The sequence below is a fragment of the Crateriforma spongiae genome (assembly GCF_012290005.1).
In the GTDB taxonomy this organism is placed as follows: domain Bacteria; phylum Planctomycetota; class Planctomycetia; order Pirellulales; family Pirellulaceae; genus Crateriforma; species Crateriforma spongiae.
In genome coordinates, this window is the sequence record NZ_JAAXMS010000004.1 from 1 (window position 1) to 26,456 (window position 26,456).

The following is a 26,456-nucleotide window of genomic DNA, read 5'->3' on the forward strand; positions in this document are numbered from 1 at the left end:
CTTTTTGGATCCCCAGCCAACGGAAGGACGCTTGGTGCTGACCTGATTTCGGCGGCGCGACGGAGCCCGGACATAAGCATTCGCGGGCGATTGAGAAATGCTTGACAGACGCGGAGCGATTCAATTGTACCGCTAGCGAAGATGCCAATCGGTGGCGTCTTTCATGATGCTCGCGTTGATCTCCAATAATCGCTGCTTCATGCGATTGAAGACCTCAGGATATTGCTTTGCCACGTTGGTGGTTTGTCCTGGATCGTTGGACAGATCAAACAATTCGAAATCGCGATAGCCGCCTTCCTTGATCCGCGGGATCCAAGCTTCTTGGAACAGGTTATGAGTGGGCATTTCATAGTCCCGCGATGCGACCAGCGAAAAATTGCCGTCACGCATTGCGACGATTGGGCTGGATCTTTGCAGGTGCCAAAACAACGGCTGGTGACGGACAAATGCATCCGCACGGTTGACCAACAGTGGTGACAAGTCACTGCCGTCCAAATGCACCGATGGCTTTTCCAATTCCAATAACCCGCAAACGGTCGGCAGGACATCGACGAGTCCGGCTGGATCGGTCATGACTTGTTGCGGGGCGATTCGACCGGGCCAATGAAAGATGCCCGGCACGCGGATTCCCCCTTCCCAGTTGACGCCTTTACGTCCGCGCAGATTGCCGACCCGATCGGTGCGATAGCTGCCGTTATCCGATGCATAGATGATCAACGTGTCTTCCCGAATCCCCAGTTGATCGATGGTGCGCAGCAATCGGCCGATGGCATCGTCGGTGTTGTCGATCGTACCGGAATAGATCGCACCCTTGTCGTCCGGCTTGCCGTACTTGGTGGTGCGATCCTTGGGTGCCGCGATCGGGGCGTGGGGTTCGTGGAACCAAACGTTCACAAAAAAAGGTTGGTCGATGTTTGTTTCGACGTGCTGCTTCATCCAGCCGATTGCTTCGTCCGCCACCAGCTGGCAGGAATAGCCGTCCAGCTTTCCGACCGGTTTACCGTTGCGAATGAAGTTGTCCGGATTGTGGTGGCTGGGACTGGCGTTGTTCCAAGTGGCAAACCAATGGTCGAACCCGTGCTGGTCGGGCGTGGGTTTGTCATGATTTTCACTGGGCAATCCGAGGTGCCATTTTCCGATGTGGGCCGTGGCATAGCCGGCCGACTTGAGGACTTCGGCCAGGGTGATTTCACGAAGCAACAGATGAGACTTTTGCTGTTCGTCTTGGATCCAACTGTAAACACCGGCGCGGATGTGGTGACGCCCCGTCATCAGTGTCGCTCGTGAAGGCGAACAAACGGCGCAACCGGAATAGAAATCGGTAAACCTGGCGCCGCCCGCGGCCAGCGAATCGATGTTGGGTGTCTGGACCGGACCGTCGTAGCATCCGACGTCGCGGTATCCAAGATCATCGGCCAACAGCATGACGACGTTGGGCTTAGCGGCGTCGGCGGTGTCCGGGTGGGCAAACGCCAACCCCGCAGCCAGCATCGTTGCGATGACAAAACAGCGGCCGATCGCAGTGTGATTGTTTGCGTTCATTCGATTTCGATTGTGGTGGATGCGTTTACAGGGCAGCGGGGCAAGCGAGCCGTGATTAGATGTTGATCAAGATGCGTGTGGCCCGGAGTGGTTAGGGCAACTGAGGTGGAAGAGGATTGCCGTCATCGTCGATCGGATAGACCGCGTTGTGGCTTTCGAGTTGTTGTTGCATTTGCGCGATCATGCGGCGCAGAACATCAGGCTTTGCTTTGGACAAATCGTTTTGTTCGTACGGATCCGACGCCAGGTTGAACAGTTGGTAATGCTGGCCGTTGGATTGCGAAAGTTTGCCCTTGGATGGTTCACCGGGCAGGGCGTGATAGATTGCTTTCCAGTCGCCGTCACGAAGCACGGTGAAGTAATTGCTGCGATGCACGCCGTGCGGATAGTGCATCAGGAACTGTTGCGAGTGATTCGGGTCTTGTTTGCCGGTCAGGATGGTCTGCAGCGGTTGCCCGTCGACCGTGTGTTCGGCGGGCGGATCGATCCCCGCGGCCTGCAATACGGTGGGAAATAGATCAGTGACGTTGGCGATCTGTGATGAGATCGTGTCGGGGGGAATCGGCAGTGATTGCTGTAGCGGGTTGTCGGCGTCGGGCGTGCACCACGACGCGATGAAGGGGACTCGCATGCCGCCTTCGTAGTGGGCCCCTTTCTTTCCACGCAGCGGCGCGGCACAGGCGACCTCGTGTTGATGCCCCAGCGGCGCGTCGCTGCCGTTGTCACCCAGGAACAGGATCAGCGTGTTTTCGCCAATGCCAAGTTCGGCGAAGTGGTCCATCATGTCGCCCAGTGATTTATCCATGCCTTCGATCAGAGTGGCAAAGGCTTGAGCGTTTTTGGGCTTACCCGAATCGGTGTAGTGGTCTGCGAAACGCGGATCGGATTCGAAGGGGGCGTGCACCGCGTAATGGGCGAAGTACAAAAAGAACGGTTCGCCCGATTCGACCGTGTCGCTGATGATCTTTTTGGCTTCGATCGTCAACGCTTCGCTAAGAAACGTGTCGGTGCCGTGATACTGGTCCAAGTGCGGGACGGCATGGTGTCGGCCATCGGGACCACGGGCATAGTTCTTTTCACCGTAGTAACTGCCCGGTGCACCAAAGGCGGCGCCGGCTAAGTTGACGTCGAAGCCCAGGTTCAGCGGTTCGGCACCGACATGGTTTTCGGGACCAAAGTGAGCTTTGCCGACATGGATCGTGCGATAGCCGGCCGCACGCATCACGCCCGGCAGGGTCACATCGTCGCCGGTCAAACCGGCCCAGTTCCATTCCGGAGCCCCGTAGGTGCCACGATTATCAGTTTGCGGATTGATCCAGTTGGTCGCGCGATGGCGTGCCGCGTTTTGCCCGGTCATGATGCTGATGCGTGTCGGCGAACAGACGCTCATTGCATAAAAGTTGTTCAACCGGATGCCTTGTTCGGCCAAACGTTGCATCGACGGCGTGCGATAGTATTCGTTCAACGGCTGGCGAACCGGGGTGCCCTGGCCATCGGTAATGAAGGGAACCGATGTGTCCATCATTCCCATGTCATCGACCAGAAACACGACCACGTTGGGCCGGTCGTCGGCGTTGACGTGGGCCGAATCAACAAGCAGCGGGACGGCGATACAAATCGCAGCGAACAGAAAACGCATGGCGGCGTCTCAGGGGTTTGGAAGGCGGGATGAATCGGAAGGAACGCGGCGTTTTGGATCAAGTCACACCTGCGATGGCACGGCTGACCCTCGACTGCTGTCGGTCATCGCGCCCGACGAAGCATGACGGACGCCAGGGATCCGAAGGCGGCAACAGAGCGCCAGACAACGGCAATCGGACAACAGAACCGGGAACGAATCCGCAACCACGATAAACGATCACGGCGCTGAACCGGTGATCAGGCCGAAGCCGATTTCGGATCAGCGATCGTCATCGCCGTCGGAGTTCCCTTTATATCCGCTACGCGAGTTCGCGTCGGACTTGGCGGATTCCAGCCATTGGCGTTTCGATTCCGCGGTGATGGGTTGGCCGGACGCCTTTTGCTTTTCGGCCCACTGGCGATAGCGATCCACGGTGTCACGGTCCCACGCGGAGGGGACCGATTTGGCTTGTTTTACATCGCCACCGGGCCAGCCTTCGCGGACGATCGAACCGGTGGGTTTGCCCTTTGCATCGTCTGCGTCGCTTTGGTTACCGCCGAAAGAAAACGTGGACGTTTCCGATTCATCCTGTTCGTCTTCGCCATCGACAAGCGTTGCATCGGCCAGGCCGCCGACCATCTGTTCTTGGGGGCGAATCATCAACGCCCAGCGGTGCAGCATGCCGAATCGGTCGCTGCGTGTCCCGCGAATCACCAATTGCCAAACACCGCGGGCGGACGTTCCGTTGAATTGTTCCAACCCAGGTTGGCGTCGTGCTTTGGCTTCGGTCAGGTGTCGGCCTTCGAAAGGTGGCCGCGCCTTGTTGATCGGACGATCCGATTGGTCGTCGAAGACCGTTTCTTCGAAGTGGTCGCCGCTGCCGCCGATCTCGGTGAACAGTTCAACGCGCTGGCCCTCGGGACCGGTTAGGAATGCGTCCAAGTGTCCGACGAAGGTGTGAGTGATCGACAGTTGGACATTCAAGTCACCGATGATCAGGTCTTCGTCGATTTCGATTTCTGAGATCACGGTGCGTTTGGGCGGCAGCACTTCCGCGGTCTCGTTGGAAAATTCGCCGCCCATCATCGCCTTGGACGTCGACACTTCCATCGCCGTCAACAAGCCATCGGCATTGGCGTCCAACAGTGTGAATTCGGTCAGTTTGTCCGGCGTCCAATCCTCGGCGAACTCCGGCATCGAAACTTGGCCGTCGCGGTCGGTGTCCAGTTCATAGAACCAGCCCGGCAAGCCTTCGGCATCATCGCCGATTTCATCCTGCAGCGACGTCAGATAGAAATTCAGTTCGTCGCGTGAAAGGTCGCCGTCCCGGTCGGTATCGATTTGCGAAATCGGCAAATTCAAATCCGTGGATTCTTGGGCTTCCAACCGTCCGTTGCGGTTCTTGTCGAAACGGCCCAGCATGCTGGCGGTCAACCAGTACCGGCTGCCGCCACGACGCCACCATTGTCCGCGATCGTCATCGTCATCACGGTTGCGGGAGACCGGTTCGACGCCCGAGCCGACGCGTCGTGCGCGTTGGATCAGTTCGCCTGAATCATCTTTCAACAAACGTCGTCGCGCGTACCGCTGGCTGAGTTCCAAACGGCTGAGGCGGTCATCCAAGTTCAGGTCCATTTCAAACGGATCACGGTGCGTCCATCGCGCACGCCTTGCCTCGCCTCGATCGATGTAGCCGTCATTGTTGCGGTCGTATCGCCGCAGCGTCTGGTCCGCTTCGTCCAGGTCGTCTTGGGTGTACGGGTACTTGATCTTGGCCAGCCCGAACCCGGGAATGATTTCCTGTTCATCGTCGGGTTCAAAGTCGCGAATCCGCGGGGCACTGTCCAGTCGGACGCGTTCGCCGGCGACACCGTTTTGAATGGCGTGATAGATCCGCGATGCTTCTTGGATGCGTTCGATGTCCTGGGGCTTGTTCATCGGAAGCCGCCGCTGGGCGTACACCTTTTCCAGATACGGCCGCGCCAGTGCGGTGATTTCGTCCGGATCGATTTTGCCGTTGTCGTCTCGGTCCAGCTTTTCCAGTGCTTCGCGGAATCCGGCTTGTCCGTTGGCCGCATTGGGTGCCATGGCGAACGAAAATGCCAAGACGGCGAAAGCCGATACGCATGCGGCCCGGATGGCATTCCCGTCGTGACAGGACGATGCACCGGAGAACGTGGTGGTGGAAGGCGTGGTTCGCAGCTGATGGATTGTTCGCATCGTCATTAGCGGCCCCCTCGGTTGTATCCGGGAGAGTAGCTGCCACGGTATCGGGACGACGAAGACGAAGATGAGCTGCGGCGATAGCTGCTGTTGTTGGACGTGCCGCCGGTCACGGTGCCGCCGAAGAACCCGGGTTGCAGTATCGCTTGCAGTGCCGCGTTGCTGGGCGTCATCACTTCGACCGTCTGTTCGCTGCTGGCGTCCAGTCGATCCACCAGGGTCTGGACTTGGTCGAACAACTGGTCCGGTGCCGTGATGATCAGCGACTGGCTGGGTTCGTGGACCGCGACGGTCATTTTCGGCTCGGCGATTTCAGGAGCCGACGCGCTGGGTTTCTTGCCGGAGGGCCTCTTCGAATCACCACGATCGTCGTTGTCGCGTTGCCGCGAGTCTTGTTCGCGTCGCGGATCGCCTCCACCGCCGGCCGCCGCCACGGATGCTTTGGAATCGGCGATGCGATCGGCAAACGCTTCGCGGATGGCCGCGGCGACCTCGTTGACGTCGGCATGGATGACTTCGATCACCCGCGTGACGCCGTAAGTCTTGTCGTCGGTCAGGCTGTTGTCCTTGTCGATGATTTTCAAATAGGACTCGATCAGCGTCAGGTCGCCCGCGGTGCCTTGGGCGATCAGCCGGTTCAGTCGCGGATCGGCGACCACGGTGATGCTGCCGGCCATCATCGTCATCGTGCCTTCGCGTGATGTCACGATGCTGCCCAGGTAAGTTCCACCGCCGGACACATAACCGTTGACCAGCGTGCCGGCTTGGCCTTCGCGTGCCGCTTCGCCGCCGTCAAGCAATTCGGCCAGCATCCGCAGCGCGTCGTTGGCCTTGGCGTACGACAGATAGAAAATGATTGGCGGCGACGGAGCCAATTCGGCGGGGCCGGCGATGTTTTGCAGGTGTCGTTTGAATTCCGCCAACGCGTCGCTGTCGTCGGACTGGATCAGAAGCCCGCGAGAGATCAACTGGCATCGGATCATCGCCGCTTGGCTGCGCTGGTTGTCAGTCAACAAGCGTGGACCGCCTTCATCGACGCCGTCGGTCAGGCTGATCAGCGTGCGTTCTTCTTCGGTCAGGTTCGCGTCGACGCCGGATTTCTGGTCGGCGGCGTCCGGTTTGACTTTGTCGCCGATGGCCTTTTCCGTTGGTGATGTTTTCACGCCCCGACCGGACGGGAACAGAACGACGGGGTTATCTTCACGCCAGAACTTGGCCGCCGTTTCCAAAGATTCCAGAGCCGCGCGACCGCTAAGCGGCAGAATCGTCACGTCGTCGCCGGTGTCGGGGCTGCCGGAATCCAAACCGGCAACGATTTGTTTGATCTGTTCGATTTGGCGAGGCGTGCCGCGAACGAACAGTCGCATGTGTCCGGGATCGGCGTCGATTTTGGGTGGTGTTTCGGCGTCGCGATCGTCGTCGTCAAAGTCATCCAAGGCCAGCATTTCTTCGATCAGGCTGATTGCGAAGATCGGGTCGACCGATTGCAGCGGCACCACTTCGAAACCGGCTTCGCTGCCCTGCAGTTCCCCGACGGTCGCGGCGATTTGGTCGTGCAGCCGCGGTGAGGCCAACGCGATGATGCTGTCGGATTTCTCGTCGACCGACATCCGCAACGTTTCGCCGGCCAGCATCGTTTGCAGCACGTCGTAAACCATTTCGGCGTCGCCGGCGACCGGATGGCTGCGCAGTTCCACGTTGCTGTCGGAACCGCCGAACGTGGCTGCGGGCTGGTCCAGCGATTCGACCAAATTCTCGATCACCTTCACCTTGTCCTCCACGCCGGTGGCAAAGATGAATTTCCCGGTCGGGTCGGACGACAGGCTGACATCAATCCCGATCGTTTCGCCGGTCGCCAAGCCCAGGTGTGGCCGAGCGACGACCAGGATGTCTTCGGCGTCGACGTTCTGCAGCGCGAACGTCTTCATCACCGTGCCGTTGTCCAGCGAATCTGGTGTGAATGAATCGATGATCGATTTCGCACTGGTGACCTTGGCAACCGTGTCGGTGACCATCAGTTGTTTGGTCTTGGCGAACACGGCCGGATCGATCATCAAGTTCAGCGGGCCCAGTTCCTGAAGGGCTTCGTCCGGTTCCAGGTCGCCCAGGGCCAGGAAGCAGCGAACGACCTCGTGCGACGGCCGGTCGGCCAATTCGTCGGCGGAGACACGTGGGGCCAAGGCTTCCAGTTGCTGAACGCTGCGGGGGTTGGCCAGGTTGATCGCCGACAGCAGCCGGCCGCTTTGCACCAGCGTGAACCCCTGCGGCAGCAGGAACAGGTTGATGCGATCGATCGCCTGGCGGTGCGTGAACGCGTTGGGATCGGTGTAAGTGAAGCTGCCGGCGGGAAGCTCATCGAACTGGAGTGCCAAGTCGGCTTCGTCGGCGATCCACCGAATGACGTCTCGCCAAGGCACGCGATCGAAACTGAACCGGACGATCGGATTGCCGTCGGCGTCGGTCGATGGCAGGCTGGGCTGGCGGTTTTCGGCCGGCGTGACCGTAACGTCGGAGCCGCCAACGTCAAATCGATCCAGCCAAGATTTTTCAGACTCCGCCGCACTCTCTTGGTCAACGTCCGATTCTTCGACGTCTTCCTGCGAGGCGGCTGGTTCCTGGGCCACCGCGACGGGGACGGCCAAAGTCAGCGGCAACAGCAGGCCGGCGATGGCGAGAGAAACACGAGTCGCTGCGGACAAAAACGGCGCATGACATCGCGGCGGACGCGTTTGCGTCTGGATGGCGTGGTGCATCGGAAGCAGGCGATTTTTGAGGTGGGATCTGATCAGGCGGGGCCGTCGACATCGGGCGGTCGACGTTTCATCAGTATACCCGCAATGTCCAGATCTCGGACCGGCGAAAATCGCGTTTCGTTCCGATGAATCCCGGCATGCGGCAACGTTGCCGGGTTGGATCGCACCGGTTGCCGATGGGCCGGACAGGGACGCCACGGCCGGCCCACTCACGCCGGCCCATTCCTGTGGGCCGCGGTTCGGGAAAGTGGTTCGGCAAAGTAATTCGGCGATGCGGTTCAGCGAAACCGTGGCCGAGGTTGGTCACGGCGACGGTCCGACGGGCGGGCTGCCTGGTCGCTATGTCGCGTCCGGGGCTAAGTCGTGCCCGGGTTTAAGTAGCGTCTTGGTAATGGCGTGCGGCGCCCGGTCGTTTGTGGTGGATGCCGCCGTGCCGGGGGCTACTGATCGATGCCGCCACGCTGGGACCAGTCACCAGAGGCGGGGGGGCGAAAGTTTACGGAAGGTAAACTTTCCGGCGTCTCCGTTGCGGCCTCTTTGGCTGTGGAGTGGCGGGTCAATTGCGGCTCTTTGGGCCGCCGTGGGGTATCGTCTTTCTGGCGATTTTGGGGTCGAGCTTGGGGGCCGGGGCGTCGGCCGCGACGGCGTCCTCGTTGAAGCGGAACGTGCCGAGCGTCCAGCCGTTGAAGCAGCTTGGTGATGCACAGCTTATTGATGCTCAGGTTCTGTTCGTCGGCTTCCATTCGCAGCGCTTCGTGAAGTGATTTTGGGATACGGATCGTGATCATCCGCTCCGGTTCGCTGGCCCCTCCCTTGCCCACTTCCTGGCTCCGCAACGCCGCGATCATCTCCTGAATTTCGATGTACGGATCGGTGGTCTCGAAGTACCGCATCTGGTCCGGGTGTGGGAACAGTTTTCGGCAGACGCCTTCGGTCCCCAGCAGCTCGCGAAACAGAACCACCCAGTCCCCCGTTTGGCTGAAAGCCTCGGCCGCCAAGCGAAGGGCTTCGCCGGGGCGTTCTTCCACCGGCAGATCGGTGTCGATCGGACCCAAGTTCAGGCGTACCGATTCAGGCTGGGGCTTGTCCGGATCCGGATCGCTGGCGTATCGCAACGGCCGGCCTTCGGCGTCCACGGCGTTCTTGCCGTTCAAGTTGCGGCGGGCGGGGGCGGAGTTATGCGAAGGCGATGATGAGGGCATGGCGAACGAAATTTCCGGTCGGATTCCTTGACGAGCACGTCCCCGAGCGGGCCCCGGCGGTGCTCGCTGGTATCCTGGGAGGGCGTGCGATTGATTTGCCGCCATCCTCCGACCCATTCAAATGCTATCGCCGAACATTTGCTGTCATAACGACTTAGCGATGCCGCCACCAGGTTGCGCACTGGCTGTGCAGCCACCCAAAGGTGTGGTGAACGGCGTTTGCTGAAGAATTGGGCAGTCCGATTTGGCTCGCTGCCCAGGTGTCCGCCTTGTCGGGCAAGCGGAAATTTCACGAAAAGTTTTCTTGCGGCGGTCGCGTCCGGTGGCGATTCGCGTCGCCGCCGTGCCAGGCCGCTAGTACCACTTTTCCACCAGGAAGCTGCCGTTGTCGGCAACGTCGAACAGTGGGCGACAGTAGCGTCCGCAACCGTTCGGTCCGCCCGGTCGATAGACCAGTGCGATCGACACATTCCAGTGTTCGTTGCGGTGCTGGTTGCTCGCACCCTCACCCACCACATAGGTGGTGCTGGTTGCCAGCATCAGCTTCTCACGCAGCGGCAGATTCAGGTGCGATCCCATCAGGAAATTGCCTTCGTCGGTGCCGCCCAAAAAGCCCATCGCGTCACCGCCGCCGGACAGGATCCGGCGATAGAACAGACGGTACTGGTCGATCGCTTCGAACTGGACATAGTCGGTGACGAATTGACCGTCGTCGTTGAGCACCGTGGTGTCGGAAATGTTGCTGTTCAAAGCCGCCGTGTAACGGACGCCGAAGTCGTGACAGCGACCGGTCCGCCAGCTGACTTCGCCGCGGATTTGCAGCAGGTCGCCTTGGAAATACCAGTCGTCATTCAGGTAATCCAGCACGGCCCCGTATTGCAGGCCGTAATCCACCCGGCGAAACAGTCCGCCGGTCAGGAAGATCTGGTTGCGGCTGGAGTCGGAAAACTCGCTGCCACGCAGGTTCGATTGGGTCGCACGCAGCCCCAATTGGGCGGCCAGATCGACGCCCAGCCAGCGGCGAAGCGAACGGCCTTCGTTGACCCCTTGGTGGAACCCGAAGCTGCCCGATCCGTCCAGGACTCGGTTGCCCCCCGGGCCGGCGTCGACGTAGTTCAGCGGGCCGCTGTAGGCCATCGAACCGGCGAAGAATTGAAAGCGTGACCAGTTGATTCTCAGGATCGGCAAGAAGACCGGGACCGCAGCCGGCCCCCCCACGGAATCACAGCCGCCGCCGTCGCAGCCGCCACAGTCACAGCCGACCGTGCCGCTGCAGCCGAGCGAACCGTATCCGTATTCCATTCCGCATCCGGGTTCGATTCCACAAGCCGGTTCCATGCCACACACCGGTTCACAGCCACAGGCCGCTTCGATCCCGCAAACGGGTTCCATCCCACAGGCCGGCTCGACGATCACCGCTTCCATCCCACATCCCGGTTCGGCGCCACAGTGGCCGCAATCGCAAACCGGTCCGCATCGACCGTGGTCTTCCAGGAAACCAACTTGTTGAACGTTGCCGCCGTTTCGTTTGACCAGATTTCCGCGAAGTGATTCGGCGGGCACCTCGGCCAGCACCTGGCCTTCGGCCGCCATCCGGATCATGGAATTGCGGCTGCTGGTCGGACGTTTGGGGGCCACCGATGTCCGAGGCGATCCGGCCGGTTTGGCGTTGAACTGGATGCGTCCGGGCGGCTGGGCTTGATAGCCGGACCGCAGGTGATTGTTGGGCGTTTGGTTGGACACTTGGGCGGAGCCCGCCGGGCAACGCAGAATGCCCACCGCGATCAGGCACGTGACGATCGCGGTCATCCGCCAGCGGCGGGAATCCTGTAATGATCGACCAAGCGTTATCATGACGTTGCTTTGTGGCTTTTTGGCTGTCGGGGAGGGGATGTGTTTGTCATCAAGCACCGGCAGGCGGAATCCGGCGGCGATCGGGCCCGGCGAAACGGAAAAGCGTTTCGCGTCGGGGGGATCGCCGCAATGTTCGGGACCGCCGGCCTACCAAGACGACTGCCTGGTTCCCCTCATCGGCTCCGCAGAATCGTTTTAATGAGAAAAGTTGGTCTAATCGTTACTCTTTTCCATCGTTGCCCCTCTTTCGCGGAGGTTTGCGAAAACTGTGAAAGGCTGGCGCTTTGGCGGTGCCGCAGGGGCTCGCGTCAATGGAAAGCTTGGTCGGCCTGGGAAGACTGGTTGGTTCTGGCGGTTTGCCTGCTGGGGATGCTGTCGGCCGAGACCGCCATCGCTCAGGCAGCCGGAGATAAGGACTCCAACGCCCAGCAAACCGGTGCCCAGGATGCCGGCGGCCGGACCGCTGGCACCTCGGCAATGAAGTATCCGATCGCCGTGGCCGTCGAATCGGGCGACGCCGCGACCGACGACACGCTGTACATCGTCGACCTGGAGTTGCCGGGGATCTGGATGTCTAAATCCGGCGACCGCACTCTGTTCGCCGAGGGTTCGCCGCGTTTCCGCCAGCCGCTGAATCGGCCTCGTTGCATCGCGTTGCACCCGAGCGGCGGCGTCCTGGTGGGCGACTCGGCGACCCGCGAGGTCTATCACATTCCCGCCGCCGGCGCCGAACCGAAGCCCTTGTCGGGTGGCAAGATCGGCATTCCGATGTCGTTGGCGGTCGATTCGGGCGGCCAATGGCTGTTCGTCGCGGATGCCGAAACGCAGGCGATTTGGCGGATGCCGGTCGACGGTGGTGCCCCCGAATGGTTCGCCCGGGTCAATGCACGAGGCCTGGCGTTTCGCGACGAATCCACGTTGGCGGCTGTTTGTCCGGCCAAGCGGTCGGTTCAGCTGATCGACGTCAGCATTCCGACGGTCGATCGCCCCGACCGCATCGTCGACAACCCGGCGGTAACGACGGTGCTGGACCAGCGGACGTTCCAATTCCCCGCGGGCTTGGCCGTTGCCGACGACCGGTTGTTGGTGACCGACGTTTACGCGGGTGGCGTTTTCTCTGTCGACGGTGACGGTGCGGTCACCGCATGGGCCGAAGGGCAGGACCTGGCCGGACCGGTCGGGATCGCCGCCGGTGACAACGCCGTTTGGGTGGCCGACCCACAACGGGGACGCTTGGTGGCGTTTTCACGAGACGAATCGTCGCCGAAAGTCGTCGCGACGCGGCAATAGACGGGACCACTGATCGGCAGGAACGTCGACGACAAGCAGTTTCTCGCTGACTCGTCAGAATCCGGCGCTCGGGTTAAACTTCGGCATGGCAAGAAAGATTCTTATCGATTGTGATCCGGGCATCGACGACGCCGTCGCGCTTTGCATGGCGTTGTTCGATCCGCGGTTGGACATCATGGCGATCACGGCGACGGCGGGAACCGTCGATTCGGATCAAGCGACCAATAACGTCACGGCGTTGATCGAAACCCTGGATCCGCCTCGTTATCCGCGTGTCGGCAAAGCCCTGGCACCGTCCAGCGAAGCACCGGTCGATGGCAACCCGGCGTTGCATGGTGCCGACGGATTGGGCGGATTGAACCTGCGTGGTTCCAACCGCCAGCACCTGCCCGACGGCGACCGAGTCATGGCGGACGTGTTCCGACGTCATAAAAACGAGGTCACGTTGTTGTGCTTGGGCCCGCTGACGAATCTGGCCCGATTGGCCCGTCGCGATCCGGCGGTGTTGCCGTTGATCGACAAGGTCATCATCAGCGGTGGCGCGGTCCAAGCATCGGGCAATGCGTCGGTGGCCGCGGAGTTCAACATGTTCTTTGACCCGGCCGCGGCCAAGGACATCCTTGCTTCGGCAACGACCAAGAGCATGGTGCCGCTGGACGTGACCGAGGAATTCAGCTTCGGCGTCGAATTGCTGGAACGTTTGCCGAGCCGCGACACACGTGTCGGCCATTTGTTGCATCGGATTTTGCAGTTCGCCTTTCGCGCCGCTCACCATCATCTGGGCCGCGAAATGATTCCGCTGTACGCGCCCACCGCGTTGTTGTCGGTGCTGGAACCCGAACTGTTCCAGTGGGAACCCATGGCGGTCGACGTGGAAACCAAGGGTGAACTGACCCGCGGGATGACCGTCGCCGACTTGCGGATGCGTCCACAGTGGACGAGCAACATGGAAGTGGCGACGGAAATCAACGAAGCCGACGCCGAACAATCGCTGGTCCGTGGTCTGCGGTTCGCCGGCCAGCAAACCTAACGGCCAATCGTTAATTCATCGCCGACCATCGTCGCCTTTTGCTCCGCGCAAGCAACGCCATCAAGCGCAACGGTCGCCGAGTATCGTCGTCTTTCGCTCCGCGAAAGCAACGCTATCAAACGCAACGGTCGCCGAGCGAAAGGCGGCCATGCGATCCGTGGTCGCTCAGACCCATTCTTGTCGTGTCGGCTTGATCACGATTTCCGGCACGTTGGCGCGAGGCGGCAAGGCGCAGATCGATAGCACGACCGAAGCGATGTCCTCGGGCTGCAAAATCGACGCCTTGTGTTCGTCGCTGACCTTGACCGGACGGTTCTCCAAGATCGGCGTGTTCACTTCGCCCGGATACACGTTGGTGATCCGCACGCCTTCCTCGCGGACTTCGTTGGACACCGCGGTGCCCAGTGCGGTCATCGCGAACTTGCTGGCGCAGTAAACCACGCCGCCCAGGCTGATCGCACGTTTGCCGGCCACGCTGCTGATGTTCACGATCAAGCCGTCGCGTCGCTTTCGCATCGCGGGCAACACGCGGTGCATGCATCGATAAGCACCGGTCGCGTTGATCTGCAGCACACGTTCCCAATCCTCCGGCGCCATTTCCGCCATGGTGCGGTTTTGAATGTTGATCCCCGCGCTGTTGACCAGGATGTCGACGTCGCCAACGTTTTGCGTCACGTCGTCAAAGAACGCTTCGATGCTGGCCGCGTCGGCCACGTCAATCGTATGGCATCGCACCGGATGCGGGCCGGTCATCGACTGTGCCGCCGACTGCAGTTTTTCCAGCCGTCGCCCGCCGATAGTGACACGGCAACCGGCGGCCGCCAGCGCGGTCGCGATGCCTTCGCCGATACCGGTGCCACCGCCGGTGACGGCGACGATTCTGTCTTTCAGTGCATCCATGGTGTTCACAACGTGGGGATCATTGGTGGGATTTGGCCGTGGTGCCGGCGCGGACCGGAAAGCACCCGGCCGTCACAGGGGGACGCCCGTTTTGGATTGTGCACACAGTTTCTGCAAGGTGGGCAAGAACGACTGGTACTGTGGCTGGGCGGCCACGTTGCGTGTGGCTTCGGGATCGGTTTGGAAATCAATCAACTCGATGTCTTCCAGCTGGCCACCTTTGACGCGACGCCATTCGGTGTAACGAAAACGCGGTGTTCGAATGCTGGTACCCAGCACCGGTCCGACGCCCGGCTTATTGCGGCGGTATTGGCTGAACGCGGCCGCTTTTCCGTCGCGGTTGGGATCGCTCAGGACCGGCATCAATGATTCGCCCTGGCAGTGATCGGGGACCGACATCCCGGTCAGCTGGCATAGCGTCGGGTAGATGTCCACAAATTCCGCCAACGCGTTGGTCTGGTGATCGGCCGAAAGCTGGGGCGCCGAAAAGATCATCGGAACACGCGTGGCGACTTCGTAATTCGTGTGCTTGCACCAATCGCCATAGTCACCGACGTACCAACCGTGGTCGCCCCACAGCACGATGACCGTGTTGTCACGCTGGCCGGTTTGCTCCAGTGCATCCATTAGTTTGCCGACCTGGGCATCGGTGTAGCTGACCGCGGCGTAGTAGCCGTGGATCAACCGTTTGGTCGTTTCATCATCCAGCGTGTCGACGTTTCGCGGGATGTCGGGATAGTTTTTCAGTTCGCCCCACGTGCTGCGTCCGTACGGAACGCTGTCGACGATATCGACCCGCGGCGGAATCTGAATCTGGTCTCGGTCGTACAGGTCCCAGTACTTGCCGGGCGCGTTGAAGGGCAGGTGCGGCTTGACAAAGCCCACGGCCAAGAAAAACGGTTTGTCATGGTCGGCAAACCTTTCGATCAGCTTCACCGCACGCTGGGCGTTGTGCCCATCGGTGTAAGCGTCGTCGGGAACATCGCCGCCGTTCTCGGTTGCCGGGCCGTGCTTCAGGTTTTTGATTGTCGGGTGTTGAACCCGCTTGTTCATCGGCGTGGCAACATAGCCTTTGCCCTTCTTCGGATCGGCCGGTGCCCAGCGGTCCGCCTTCATCGTCCACGACGACGCGTCATCGTTGCGGCTGTGATAGACCTTGCCCAAAAAACAGGTTTCGTAACCGTTGTTCTTGAAGTGTTGTGGCAACGTCAGCACATCCGGCATCTTAGACCGAAGCGGTGTTTTGAAGTCCCAACAGTCGGTCGTTTCCGGGCGGCAACCGCTAAGCAAGCTGGCACGCGATGCCCCACACACGGCGACTTGGCAATAAGCGTGATTGAACTGGATGCCCGATTTGGCCAGCCGGTCAATGTTGGGGCTGTGAATATGCGTCGCCCCGTAACAGGCCAGTTCGGGACGCAGGTCGTCCACGGCAATCATCAAGACGTTCAAACGCTGGGACGAATCCGACGGCTTCTCATCGGCCTCCGCATGTTGGGGCCAATGGATGGCGACGCAGATCAACAACAACGTCAACAGGCGGGGTGTCCGGTGGGTTGCATTGGCGAACCCGGACAAGATGGGATGTTGTTCGCTGGGCATGGCGGGAACTCGTGAATGGGGCGGGGGCAAAAAGGAAGGGGCCGAATTAGCGGGCCCAGGACGGGCGGGCGCGGACGTTCGGGGGTGACGCGCGGTTGCCGTGACGGTGCGCGATGCCGCATAAGATACACTTGCGATCCCCACTTTGCCCGGCGGGCTTTCGTCGCACCACGCGGTCTGCCAGACTTGTGCCCAGACGGATCACGCATCGACGCGGGGAGCGCCGGGGGCAGGCCAGTGTCGTGCGGTCCGTCACTGGGCACGACTCTTCAAGCATGGGCACGAGACATGGATTCCTGGACCGCTTCACCGCTGGACATCGGGCAAGACGACACGCGGCGATTTTTGCCCGAAGGACCCTACGCGCTGGCGTCCGGTCAATTGTCTTGGGTGGCGATCCAGCACGGCGATGATGCGACAATCGGGTCATTGAATTTGTGCGATCTGGTTCGTCGCGAAAACCAGTCCTTTGATTTGCCCGGCCGTCCCGGATTCGCGTTTCCACGTGCCGATCGATCCGATTTTGTGGTCGGTTGCGAACGAAGCCTGGGCTTCTTTGATCCGGCCACCGGGCAATGGGACGTTCTGGTCGACGGCATCGATTCGGACGTCGACAACACGATCATCAATGACGGCTTGGTGGTCGACGACAACCTGATCTTTGGCACCAAGGATTTGGAATTTGCCAATCGCAAAGCCGGTTTGTACTTGTACCGTGGTCGTGACGGCCAATTGGTGCGTCTGCGTGACGACCAAGTCTGCAGCAACGGCAAAGCGGTGTATGCCGGTCAAGACGGATCGTTGCGTCTGATTGATATCGATTCGCCCACGCGCCAGATCGTCGGCTATCCGATCGATATCGACACCGCGATCTTGGGCGACCCAGAAGTCTTGGTGGATTTGAATGATGACCCCGCGGTACCCGATGGTGCGGTGCTGACGCCCGATGCAAGCGGCATCATTGTTTCGATGTACTTGCCCAAGGCGGCGGAGTACGGCGAGACACGCTGGTACGACTTGGAATCCGGTGCGCTGCGTGGAGTCTGGCGAACGCCGCAATCGCCCCAAAATACTTGTCCAGCCCTGGTGCCCATGGAAGGCGACGTGATGCTGGTCATCACAACCGCGGTGGAAAACATGAGCCCGGAAGACTTCGCCGCCTGTCCCAATTCCGGCCTGTTGTTCGTCGCACCGACTCCCTTCAAAGCCTCCGATTACCGACTGCCGCCACGCTTCGAAGGCTAACCCCCAAAGTCACCTTTCGCTATGCGAGAGTAGCGTCCGACCCTGCGTGCAACACCATCCGATCCGCCACCTCTGCCCCCTTCCAGGCTCCTGCCATTGCGAATCAGCGGCTTCGCCATTTTGCCGCTTCGCCTTTCATCGGACTCCGGATCATTTAACCGGCCCAATCTTTGTGGATTTTGTCGCGATGAACGTTGGGATGAAATCGGAAATGGGCCAATCTGACCAGCCGTCTTCGAACAACCCCGTGATGGCTAAGCCGGCGTCGGCCTGACCGCCAAGCTGGTCGGCCAGGGTGTGTCCAAAGCAAAAGGGTTCTCGTTGGTCAATCAAAGCCTTCTTTTGCTGTGCAGACAGGCTTGTCAAATCGGAATAGGGAATCTTGTGACGGACTTTGAATTCGCCCTTTTCCATCAACTCATCATCGAATAGATAAACGATTGGATTGACGATTCCGGAAAGCAAATCGGCGCCAACTTTCATGACTCGCGCCGCTTCCTTCCAAACCGGCAGCACGTCGGAAACAAAGGTGTTGGAACACGGGTGAACGATGAGGTCAAAGGACTGGTCGTCAAAAACGGAAAGGTCGGCCATGTCGCCTTGGATCAGCCGCAGCGACAAGCCTTCGCGATCGGCCACGAGTTGGTCTTGTGCCAATTGCCCGGGCGAATTGTCAAGCACCGTCACCTTTGCCCCAGCCGCCGCGAGGATCGGGGCCTGTTGGCCGCCGCTACCGGCCAGACACAGAACCTCGAAAGGACGCGCACGGAAATCAGGGAACCATTCGCGAGGAACCGGTTTTTCCGGTGTCAGAACAATCTGCCAGTCATCATTACGCGCACGTTGGATCTCCTCGGGTGAGACCGCAGTCGTCCAACGGTTTTTCTTTCGAACCTGATGGTCCCATGCCAGGCGGTTGTAGGCAAGAATATCGTCCGCTGGATCAGGGGGCCGGTTCATCGGTTGCAGAGTCCGAGTTCAATCAAATTTTCGGAAACAGCCCAGGCATAAAAAAGGGGCCGGTCGCCGCGCGTGGGCATTGATCAGTTCGTGCCATCGATTTCGCAGGATGGTCGCCCGTTCCATCCCAAGGGTAGCCGTTCACTCAGGCACTGCTTCGATGGAACTTGGTCCATCCGGGCCTTTTGCACTACTTCATCGGCGGTTGCAAGTTGACGGATTCGGCCAAGGCTGCGATGTCCGATGCGGCGACCATCGCATTTTGATCTTGAGGAAAACACTCGGCGCCGATGTAGCCCTTGTATCCCAAGTTTCGCAACCGATTCAAGATACGCCCATAAGCAACCTCACCCGTGCCCGGTTGAAAGCGATCCGGGGAATCTGCCAATTGCACATACCCAACCTGATGGATCCCATCTTCCAAATGGGTGATCAGGTTGCCATCGGTGCGTTGCATGTGAAAAAAGTCCCAGTTGATTTTCAAATTCGGAGAATCGACGGCCCTGCAAATGGACAGCGCCGGCTCCACGCCGTAGATGAAATGGCCGGGATGATCGAACGGATTGTAAGGCTCAATCGTTGCGATTTTGCCAGCCGATTCCAACTTTCCCAAGGCCGCTTCAACTGCCCTCGTGTAGGTGCCCAACATTTCCTGAACACTCTGGCCCTCGACAATTTTGTGTCCAGTCAGATTGAAATTGGGAACATCGAACAAGTCCGCCAGTTCAACCGCGAGATCGATCCAGTCAATGAAGGCATTTAGATTGTTGGCATCGGCAAGCGATGGCGCACCGGGTGAGATGCTGGTGACCTTCATCCCCTCGCCACGCGCACGCTCGGCAATTTTCTTTGCCGATACCAAGCCGCCGCCAAGCTTCTTTTTCTGGGGATTCCAAATTTCAATCGCGTCAAAGCCGACTTCTTTCGCCGCCGTGATGCGGTCGAGAAAGTCGAGGTCTTTAAACCACATCTCGATGTTGCAGGAGAACGAGGCGAGCCATCTCCGCCGATCTTCCAGTGTCATGTCCATCGACCTGCTTGACGCAGTCGAGTGGTCGGGCCCGGTTGCCCCACAGAGTGCCACGCCAACAGATGCGACGGCTGTTGATGCAAGGAGATGTCGTCGTTTTATCGTCATGTCTAGCGTCTATCGTGTTCGGTAAAAATCATCGATCGCCGTTCTCCCCATGCACGACGGCCGGTTCCGTCGCGGGGCCTGCACCCAGATAGCTTACCTTTGGCCAAGTTCGGTTCCCACCGGACTCCCGCTGGCGATCACCCAAAGTCGCCTTTCGCTCCGCGGAAGAAGCGTCCTCTCTCTGACGCAGGGTTTCGTCGCGGCCCAATGCCTATCATCGGCCGATCGCGAAGCGTGTTTCTTTACACATCCTGGAAAGGTATCCGGGCGACACTCATGTTTTGAAAGCTGCTACCCGTCACGGCTTGTCATGAAATCATGGATTGCTTTGATCGACTCTTCCAAGCTTTGTGAAGGTGGAAACAACAACGAATTTGGCGAACAGGGACATGCCCACAAACCAGAAATGACTCCGAGTTTCAAAAATGCTTGTTCGGTATATCCCGCTTGGCAATCCGGGCAAAGGGATTCATACGGCAATGGGGCGTTCAATTCGGCCAGCCTTTGTTCCGCTTCCACTGCGGTGTCAAACATTTCGCTTCGAAACGGCCACACACCCATCTCGTCTTTGATTCCGATAAAGCACCCACCGCTTGGAGACGAGAAGATCTCCAGCGTCGGCCCTTCATCCGGCTTTCCGTCTTGTCTGTCGAAGTTCATCAAGAGACCCCGTCACAAATATTGCTCGGCTGGAACACACGCCATTCCTTACGACCGTCGGGGAAGGTGTTCTTACGTTGCGGCTTCGCCCGAATTGATTGTCGCGACTTGGCGTCAGGGAGATGACGCTTGTACTCTACCTGCTCTTGCCGAAGGGATGGGGGGCAGCAACGTTCCGCATCCAGCGGACGTCAAAGACGGTTTAAACCGCAGCCAAACGACGCGACATGCAGTGCCGTTTCGTTTTTTCGACCGGCATGACGTTGGCGACCTCGCGTCATTCTTTCAAATGACCTCGCACCGTAACCAAACCACCCATTGCACCCGAGAAAACCAAAGTCGCCTTTCGCTCCGCGAAAGTAGCGTCGCCCATCGTCAAACGTCGGGCGAGCACGTGCTATCGCCGACGATGGCGCGCGTAAGTGAGTCCGGGTTTCGAAAAAGACCTCCGTCCCCTTAAGAGCCGCCCGTCCCCTTAAGAGCCGCCAAAGTCGCCTTTTGCTCCGCGAAAGTAGCGTCCCCCCATCGTCAAACGTCGGGCAAGCACGTGCTATCGCCGACGATGGCGCGTGTAAGTGAGTCCGCGTTGCAAAAAAGACCTCCGTCCCCTAATGGCCGCCCGAGAAAACCAAAGTCGCCTTTCGCTCCGCGAAAGTAGCGTCTCCCCATCGTCAAACGTCGGGCAAGCACGTGCTATCGCCGACGATGGCACGCGTAAGTGAGTCCACGCTGCAAAAAAAGACCTCCGTCCCCTTAATGGCCGCGCGCTGGCTTTGGGTCAGATCGTGTGGATCGGGCGGTCGTCGACGGCCAGAGCGGCTTCGTGGACGATTTCGGACATCGTCGGGTGGGCGTGGCAGGTCCGTGCGATGTCTTCGCTGCTGGCACCGAACTCCATCGCCGCGGCGACCTCGGCGATCATGTCACCGGCGCGGGCGCCGATGATGTGGGCTCCCAGCACGCGATCGGTCGCGGCGTCGGCCAGGATTTTCACGCGGCCCTCGGCTTCGCCCAACGTCCGCGCGCGACCGTTGGCCCCATAAGGGCAAACACCCTTGTTGTACTCGACACCCTCGTCTTTTAGCTGGTCTTCCGTTTTACCGACTGTCGCGATTTCGGGGTGGGTGTAAACGATCGCGGGGATCACGTCATAGTTCATGTGGCTTTTGATGCCCGCCATTCGTTCGACGCACACGACCGCTTCTTCCATCGCCTTGTGTGCCAGCATCGCTCCTCCGATGCAATCGCCTGTCGCGTAAATGCCTTCGACGGATGTTTCGTAGTTTTCATCGACGCTAAGGAAGCCGCGGTTGTCGGTTTCCAGGCCGGCCGATTCCAGCCCCAAGTCGTCGGTCGCCGGGGCGCGTCCGGTGGCCAACAGCACGCGATCACACTCGATCGAATCGCCGTCTTTGATCGTCACGACGCACCGATCCCCGTCGACTTTGGCCGATTCGACGAAGGTCTTGGTGCGGAAATCCAAGCCTTGCTTTTTGAACGCGCGATGGGCCAGCTGTGCGAGTTCACTGTCCAGGCCCGCCAGGATGCGGTCCATTGCTTCGAGCACGATGACTTCACTGCCCAGACGGTTCCAGACGCTGCCCAGTTCCAGGCCGATGTAGCCGCCGCCGATGACGACCAGACGTTCGGGGACGCTGGGGAACGACAGCGCGGTGGTGCTGTTTCCGATGCGGTCGCCGTCCTCTTCGACACTGCGCAGCTTTGCCGGGACACTGCCGGGGCACAGCAGGATCTGGTCGGCTTCGATCAACGTCGGTTCGCCATCGCCGGTGGGCGTCACCTGGACCGAATTGACGTCGCGCAGTCGTCCGCGACCCTGGTACGGCGTGACCCCTTGGTGTTTGAACAGCATGTTGATGCCGCCGGTCAGCGTGTCGACGATCTTCCGCTTGCGGGCCATCATCGCGTCCAGGTCCAGCGTCACGTCGCCGACCTTCACGCCGTGCTGTTCCAGGTCGTGCCGTGACTGTTCGTACAAGTGCGACGATTCCAGCAGGGCTTTGCTGGGGATACAGCCGACGCGGACGCAGGTTCCGCCGAAGCGATCATTTTCGTCGATACACGCGACGTCGATGCCAAGCTGAGCCGCTCGGATGGCTGCCACGTATCCTGCCGGCCCGCCGCCGACGACGACCAATTCGTGTCGCGCTTTGTTCATGTCTGCTTAGTATTTCGCTGGTTTCCGAGTGAATTGGGCAGCCCGTCACGTCCGCAGGGCAGCCAATGAAGTATGCAGGCTTTGGGCCGCAATGACGAGGGGGAACAACGGTCGGAATCTTTGAGGTCCGTGCGTTTTGCGAGATCTTTCAAGGTGCCCGAAGTTCATCTTACTTGTCTCCTGGGGCCCAGAAGCTGACCCGTGACTCTTCCAGCCAATCGACGAAGCTTTCTGCAGGCTGCCGCCGGAGCGGCCGACTTACCGGGGACCGGCCCGCGTACCAGCCCCGGCCCTGCCGACGAAACGGGACCAACACCCCAAATGAACAGCCGGTTGTGGGGTTCATCGCGACGGGGATCCGGCAGCACACCTATCACGGCCGCGAAGCGTTGAAGTTCGGCCCGTGTGTGCCGGGATTGCGGATGTCGACGTGGTCGGTTCGGTTGACCACCGGCACACCAAGCAGGTGATCGATTCGCTCAACGCCGGCAAGGACGGGGTTTGCGAAAAGCCTGTGACGCTGACCATCCGCGAAGGTCAACAGATCGAAGAAGCTTTGGAAAACGATCCGTTGCCCGAACATGCGTTTGATGATTTGTACGTCGATTCGGATGCGGCAACGTTGGGTGGCGTCGGCGAAGGCGGCTATCACATGAAGAACATCACGCAAATCGATGTTGAATGTTTTCATGCGATCAACGAAAGTCCGCAGCCGAAGAGATACGAGATCACGGTTTGGACGTGAATTTGATTTTGAAGTTTCGGCGGCCTGCGAATCCGATGGGGTTTGCCGGCCATATTTTTTGTGGATGGTTGGTGTGAGGGGCGGACGCTACTTTCGCGGAGCGAAAGGCGACGATGGGTGATGACGCTCTGGCGAATTCGATCATCGAACGTCCGCAGCCGAAGAGATACGAGATCACGGATTGAGCGTGAATTTGATTTTGAAGTATCGGCGGCCTGCGAATCCGATGGGGTTTGCCGGCCTTTTTTTATGGATGGTTGGTGTGAGGGGCGGGCGCTACTTTCGCGGAGCGAAAGGCGACGATGGGTGAAAGGCGACGATGGGCGGCTACGGCAATTGGCGGATGAACAGATTGCGGAAAGTGATCGGGCTGCCTTCGCTTTCTAAGCACAGGTAGCCTTCGCTGGGCTGGCAATCCGAACCGCCGGACACTTCTTCGCCGTTGACCCACAAACGGATCGTGCCATTGACGCCTCGGACGTAGTAACGATTCCACTGGCCGGCGCCCAAAGATCGTTCCTTTGAAGGAAACGAACGACTGCCGTTGGGTGACAGCGGCGGGAAGGGCTTCATGGTCGACTTGCCGACCGCGAATACGTCGCCGTGGGTCGAAAAGAATGGCGTCTTGCCGCCGCCGGTTCGCTGGTGCCACTGGCGTGTGTAATCGTGGTCCAGCATTTGGATTTCGATCCCGCCGTCGGGCAGTTTGCCGGGCGGCAAGTCTTCCAAAGCCGACGCGGGAACCCACGCGAACACACCGCTGTTGCCGGCCGGGCGTTCGTGCCGCCATTCGATCAGCAGTTCAAAGTTCTTGTAGGTTTTGCGGCTGCGTGTGACTCCGATCGGCGTTCCCGATCCGTAAGCCACCGGGCCGTCCCAGGTCAGCGTCTGGTCATCGCCATTGACACGCACAAAGTCGGCTTCGCCAAGCGGCGTCCATCCCGGATCGCTGGGGGACACGACGATCATGTGCTCCGGTGCATCGTCCTGTGTGTCTTCGTCGGCTTGGCAAGCAGGCGAAAAGCATGTGGCCATTAGTCCGACAAACAGTGTGAAAAACTTGGCGGATCGAAACTTGGGAAGTTGCATGATCATCATCGTTTCATCGGGAGGGTCGGGCGTTATTTGGTGTGGCCGAAACGCAAAGAAAACTGGACGGGCGACGACGGTTCAGAAATCACGAAACGGTCCACGCGGCGGTGCGTCTTGCATTTCGCTTTCCCATTGCCGGTATTTCGCTTGGATGTCCTCCAAGACGACCGGATATTGCTGGGACAGATCGTTGGATTCGCCGATGTCATCGGTGACTCGGTACAGTCCGCCTTGCCCCTTGTCCGGCATATCGACCCACTTCCAATCGCCCACGCGTGCACCACAGCGATCCTGGCGTTTCCAAAACATCGATTTGCGTGGCGAATCAGTGTCGCCGCGAAGCGTGTCCCACCAATCGAAGCCGTCCAGGGTGACATCGGCCGGAACGTCGGCGTCGGCCGCGCTGCAAAGGCTGGGCAGGATCTCAAGACTCGTCAGCAACTGGTGGTTCACTTGGCCGGGCTTCAGGTTGCCATCAGGCCAGCGGACGAGACAGGGAACACGCAGACCGCCTTCCCACATCGTCGACTTTTTTCCACGCAGCGGGGTGTTATCACTGCCACCGCCGCCACCGTTGTCCGACAGGAAAATGACAATCGTCTGGTCCAGCTGGCCGCGTGATTCGATGCGGCTGATCACTTGCCCGATTGCGTCGTCCATGCATGTGACCGCCGCGGCATAGTCGCGACGCCGAGCCTCGGTTGTCACGACCGTTGCAGGATTGCCATACCGATATCGATCGGTGGTTCGGTACGTCGGGGCGACCTCGGGATACATCGCTTTGAAACGTTCGGGCGCTTGGATCGTGCTGCGAATCTTCGGATCCAACGATGACGAATTGTGGGGCGCGTTGAACGGCAGGTATAGGAAGTACGGCTGGTCGCTGGGTTGCTGGTCCAGGAATCGCAACGCTTCGCGTAGGAACAAGTCGGTGCAGTAAGTGCCACGGTCATCGACGGTTGGGGATTCATTGCGAAACATGCTGGGCACGCCGTAACGCTCGTGGGTGTAGTAATCGATCCCCGTGTTGACGAAACCATAGAAGTCGTCGAAGCCTCGGGACGTTGGCAAGAAACGACGCAGGCTGCCCAAGTCCCATTTGCCATAGATGCCACATCGATACCCGGCATCGGACAAGTAATTCGCCAACGTTGATTCGCGGACATCCATGCCGCCAATGCGTTCGAAGGTGGCGGCGTACTGGGCGGCGGTGTAGCGGTGGCCGTAATCCGGGGCTTCGTTCCGGATCATGTCGCTGATGCCGTTTCGTTGCGGATAGCGACCGGTCAACAGTGCGGCACGTGATGGCGTGCAGGCTGACCAAGCGACGTAGAAATTCGTCAGCCGGATCCCCTCGGCCGCCAAGCGATCCAAGTTGGGGCTGATGATCTGGCTGCCCAGGCAACCCAGGTCGTTGTATCCCAAGTCGTCGGCAACGATCAGCACGATCGATGGCGAGGTCGGTGTTGCCGCGCCGACTCGGGAAGCGGCAATGACGAGAACGACGATAGATAGAAGGCCGGTCATCCGGCGGTAACCGGCGGCGGATTGGTCGGTGGGCACGGTAAACACGGTTGGGGCGGGGCGGCGGGCCGTCAGCGACGAAGCTGAGGTGGGGTGGGGACGAATCACACGCGTGTGCAAATCATGGGCGGAGTCATGGTCTGCGGCGGATCGGCGTCATCATAAACGCTGGGGCATGGGGGCTGGTCTCCGGTCACTGTATGGGATCAGCGCCCCAGATGGGATCAGCGCCCCGGATCAACTTTGCCGGTCCGCCGCGTTCGACCGGTGACATCACCGACATGATCGGCATCTTTCGTACCTTCCGGATCAGCGGCCTTTGATGCGGTTGGCCGCGACAATTCGCCAGATTCTTGTGGGTGGTTTTACGTCCAGTAAGCGGTGTGTGACCTAGGAATCTAGTGGAAATCTCCAGGAACTTGTTTTTCACGATCCGATCATGCACCCAAACCGATCCCGGAAAAGCCAACTTGCGACACCGCATCGACGTCGTACCGGACGCCGCGCCGCGGCCGTGGTGGAACTTGCGGTCTGTTTGCCGCTGTTGACGCTGATCATGTTGGGGACGATCGAAACCTGCAACATGATGTTTGTGGGCCAAAGCTTGAAGATCACCGCTTACGAAGGCGCCCGCGTGGGGGTGGTGCCGACGTCGAAAGCGGAGAACGTCGAATACCAGTGCCAGCTGTTGCTCGATGCGCACGGCGTTAAAGGCTATGACGTTTCGATGAGTCCCAGTGATCCGGGCGCACTTGGTGAAGACGACTATTTCCAAGTCACGGTGTCCGCACCGTTTGATTCGAATTCTTTGCTGGGCGGATACCTGTTCAGCGGCAAGATACTGACACGTACGGTCAGTCTGCGTGCACGGTAACGAGAAACTTTGATAGGGCCCG

Annotated in this window: 19 protein-coding genes; 5 read left to right on the forward strand and 14 right to left on the reverse strand. The window is 59.8% G+C overall.

Annotated elements, in window-relative coordinates:
* Window positions 1-132: 132 nt before the first annotated feature.
* From HFP54_RS11505 to HFP54_RS11530, 6 genes are all read right to left on the reverse strand, one after another.
* Window positions 133-1,542, reverse strand: coding sequence for a sulfatase-like hydrolase/transferase (locus HFP54_RS11505; RefSeq protein ID WP_235951672.1), 1,410 nt, complete (start codon window positions 1,540-1,542; stop codon window positions 133-135).
* A gap of 91 nt (window positions 1,543-1,633) precedes the next feature.
* Window positions 1,634-3,181: a sulfatase-like hydrolase/transferase gene (locus HFP54_RS11510; RefSeq protein ID WP_168565247.1), complete on the reverse strand. Its 1,548-nt coding sequence runs from the start codon at window positions 3,179-3,181 to the stop codon at window positions 1,634-1,636.
* A gap of 261 nt (window positions 3,182-3,442) precedes the next feature.
* A complete protein-coding gene (locus HFP54_RS11515) occupies window positions 3,443-5,389 on the reverse strand; it encodes a proprotein convertase P-domain-containing protein (protein WP_235951675.1) in 1,947 nt (648 codons plus the stop codon).
* The gene (locus HFP54_RS11520) at window positions 5,389-8,139 is read right to left on the reverse strand and encodes a secretin N-terminal domain-containing protein (RefSeq protein ID WP_168565248.1); all 2,751 of its coding nucleotides are present in this window, start codon (window positions 8,137-8,139) and stop codon (window positions 5,389-5,391) included. The genes HFP54_RS11515 and HFP54_RS11520 overlap by 1 nt, the downstream gene beginning before the upstream one ends.
* Before the next feature lie 440 nt (window positions 8,140-8,579).
* Entirely contained in the window at window positions 8,580-9,341 is a 762-nt protein-coding gene (locus HFP54_RS11525; RefSeq protein ID WP_168565249.1) for a toxin-antitoxin system HicB family antitoxin, read from the reverse strand.
* Window positions 9,342-9,695: 354 nt separating this feature from the next.
* A complete protein-coding gene (locus HFP54_RS11530) occupies window positions 9,696-11,150 on the reverse strand; it encodes a DUF6666 family protein (protein ID WP_206036165.1) in 1,455 nt (484 codons plus the stop codon).
* A gap of 387 nt (window positions 11,151-11,537) precedes the next feature.
* Here HFP54_RS11530 and HFP54_RS11535 point away from each other — a divergent pair, with 387 nt between their 5' ends.
* Window positions 11,538-12,485, forward strand: a complete 948-nt coding sequence (locus HFP54_RS11535; RefSeq protein WP_168565251.1) for an NHL repeat-containing protein — start codon at window positions 11,538-11,540, stop codon at window positions 12,483-12,485.
* A gap of 85 nt (window positions 12,486-12,570) precedes the next feature.
* Complete coding sequence (locus HFP54_RS11540; RefSeq protein WP_168565252.1) at window positions 12,571-13,515, forward strand: nucleoside hydrolase; 945 nt, start codon at window positions 12,571-12,573, stop codon at window positions 13,513-13,515.
* Between the two features lie 165 nt (window positions 13,516-13,680).
* Here HFP54_RS11540 and HFP54_RS11545 read toward each other — a convergent pair whose 3' ends face one another.
* Entirely contained in the window at window positions 13,681-14,415 is a 735-nt protein-coding gene (locus tag HFP54_RS11545; RefSeq protein ID WP_168565611.1) for an SDR family oxidoreductase, read from the reverse strand.
* Between the two features lie 72 nt (window positions 14,416-14,487).
* Complete coding sequence (locus HFP54_RS11550; protein WP_168565253.1) at window positions 14,488-16,017, reverse strand: sulfatase; 1,530 nt, start codon at window positions 16,015-16,017, stop codon at window positions 14,488-14,490.
* 288 nt (window positions 16,018-16,305) lie between these two features.
* On the opposite strand from HFP54_RS11550, the gene HFP54_RS11555 reads away from it, so the two are divergent.
* The gene (locus HFP54_RS11555; RefSeq protein ID WP_168565254.1) at window positions 16,306-17,262 is read left to right on the forward strand and encodes an SMP-30/gluconolactonase/LRE family protein; all 957 of its coding nucleotides are present in this window, start codon (window positions 16,306-16,308) and stop codon (window positions 17,260-17,262) included.
* Window positions 17,263-17,412: 150 nt separating this feature from the next.
* Here HFP54_RS11555 and HFP54_RS11560 read toward each other — a convergent pair whose 3' ends face one another.
* The 4 genes from HFP54_RS11560 to lpdA form a co-directional block, all read right to left on the reverse strand.
* The gene (locus tag HFP54_RS11560; protein WP_168565255.1) at window positions 17,413-18,222 is read right to left on the reverse strand and encodes a class I SAM-dependent methyltransferase; all 810 of its coding nucleotides are present in this window, start codon (window positions 18,220-18,222) and stop codon (window positions 17,413-17,415) included.
* A 190-nt stretch (window positions 18,223-18,412) separates the two neighbouring features.
* Window positions 18,413-19,192, reverse strand: coding sequence for a TIM barrel protein (locus tag HFP54_RS11565; protein ID WP_168565256.1), 780 nt, complete (start codon window positions 19,190-19,192; stop codon window positions 18,413-18,415).
* 459 nt (window positions 19,193-19,651) lie between these two features.
* Entirely contained in the window at window positions 19,652-20,020 is a 369-nt protein-coding gene (locus HFP54_RS11570) for a hypothetical protein (RefSeq protein ID WP_168565257.1), read from the reverse strand.
* A 778-nt stretch (window positions 20,021-20,798) separates the two neighbouring features.
* Complete coding sequence (gene lpdA, locus HFP54_RS11575; RefSeq protein ID WP_168565258.1) at window positions 20,799-22,199, reverse strand: dihydrolipoyl dehydrogenase; 1,401 nt, start codon at window positions 22,197-22,199, stop codon at window positions 20,799-20,801.
* Window positions 22,200-22,602: 403 nt separating this feature from the next.
* Here lpdA and HFP54_RS11580 point away from each other — a divergent pair, with 403 nt between their 5' ends.
* Window positions 22,603-22,944, forward strand: coding sequence for a Gfo/Idh/MocA family oxidoreductase (locus HFP54_RS11580; RefSeq protein ID WP_168565259.1), 342 nt, complete (start codon window positions 22,603-22,605; stop codon window positions 22,942-22,944).
* 327 nt (window positions 22,945-23,271) lie between these two features.
* Here the strand turns inward: HFP54_RS11580 and HFP54_RS11585 are convergent, their stop codons facing one another.
* Both HFP54_RS11585 and HFP54_RS11590 read right to left on the reverse strand, forming a co-directional pair.
* A complete protein-coding gene (locus HFP54_RS11585; RefSeq protein ID WP_235951677.1) occupies window positions 23,272-24,033 on the reverse strand; it encodes a 3-keto-disaccharide hydrolase in 762 nt (253 codons plus the stop codon).
* Between the two features lie 81 nt (window positions 24,034-24,114).
* Window positions 24,115-25,563, reverse strand: a complete 1,449-nt coding sequence (locus HFP54_RS11590; protein WP_168565612.1) for a sulfatase-like hydrolase/transferase — start codon at window positions 25,561-25,563, stop codon at window positions 24,115-24,117.
* Between the two features lie 436 nt (window positions 25,564-25,999).
* Here HFP54_RS11590 and HFP54_RS11595 point away from each other — a divergent pair, with 436 nt between their 5' ends.
* Window positions 26,000-26,434, forward strand: coding sequence for a TadE family protein (locus HFP54_RS11595; RefSeq protein ID WP_146414038.1), 435 nt, complete (start codon window positions 26,000-26,002; stop codon window positions 26,432-26,434).
* Window positions 26,435-26,456: the final 22 nt, after the last annotated feature.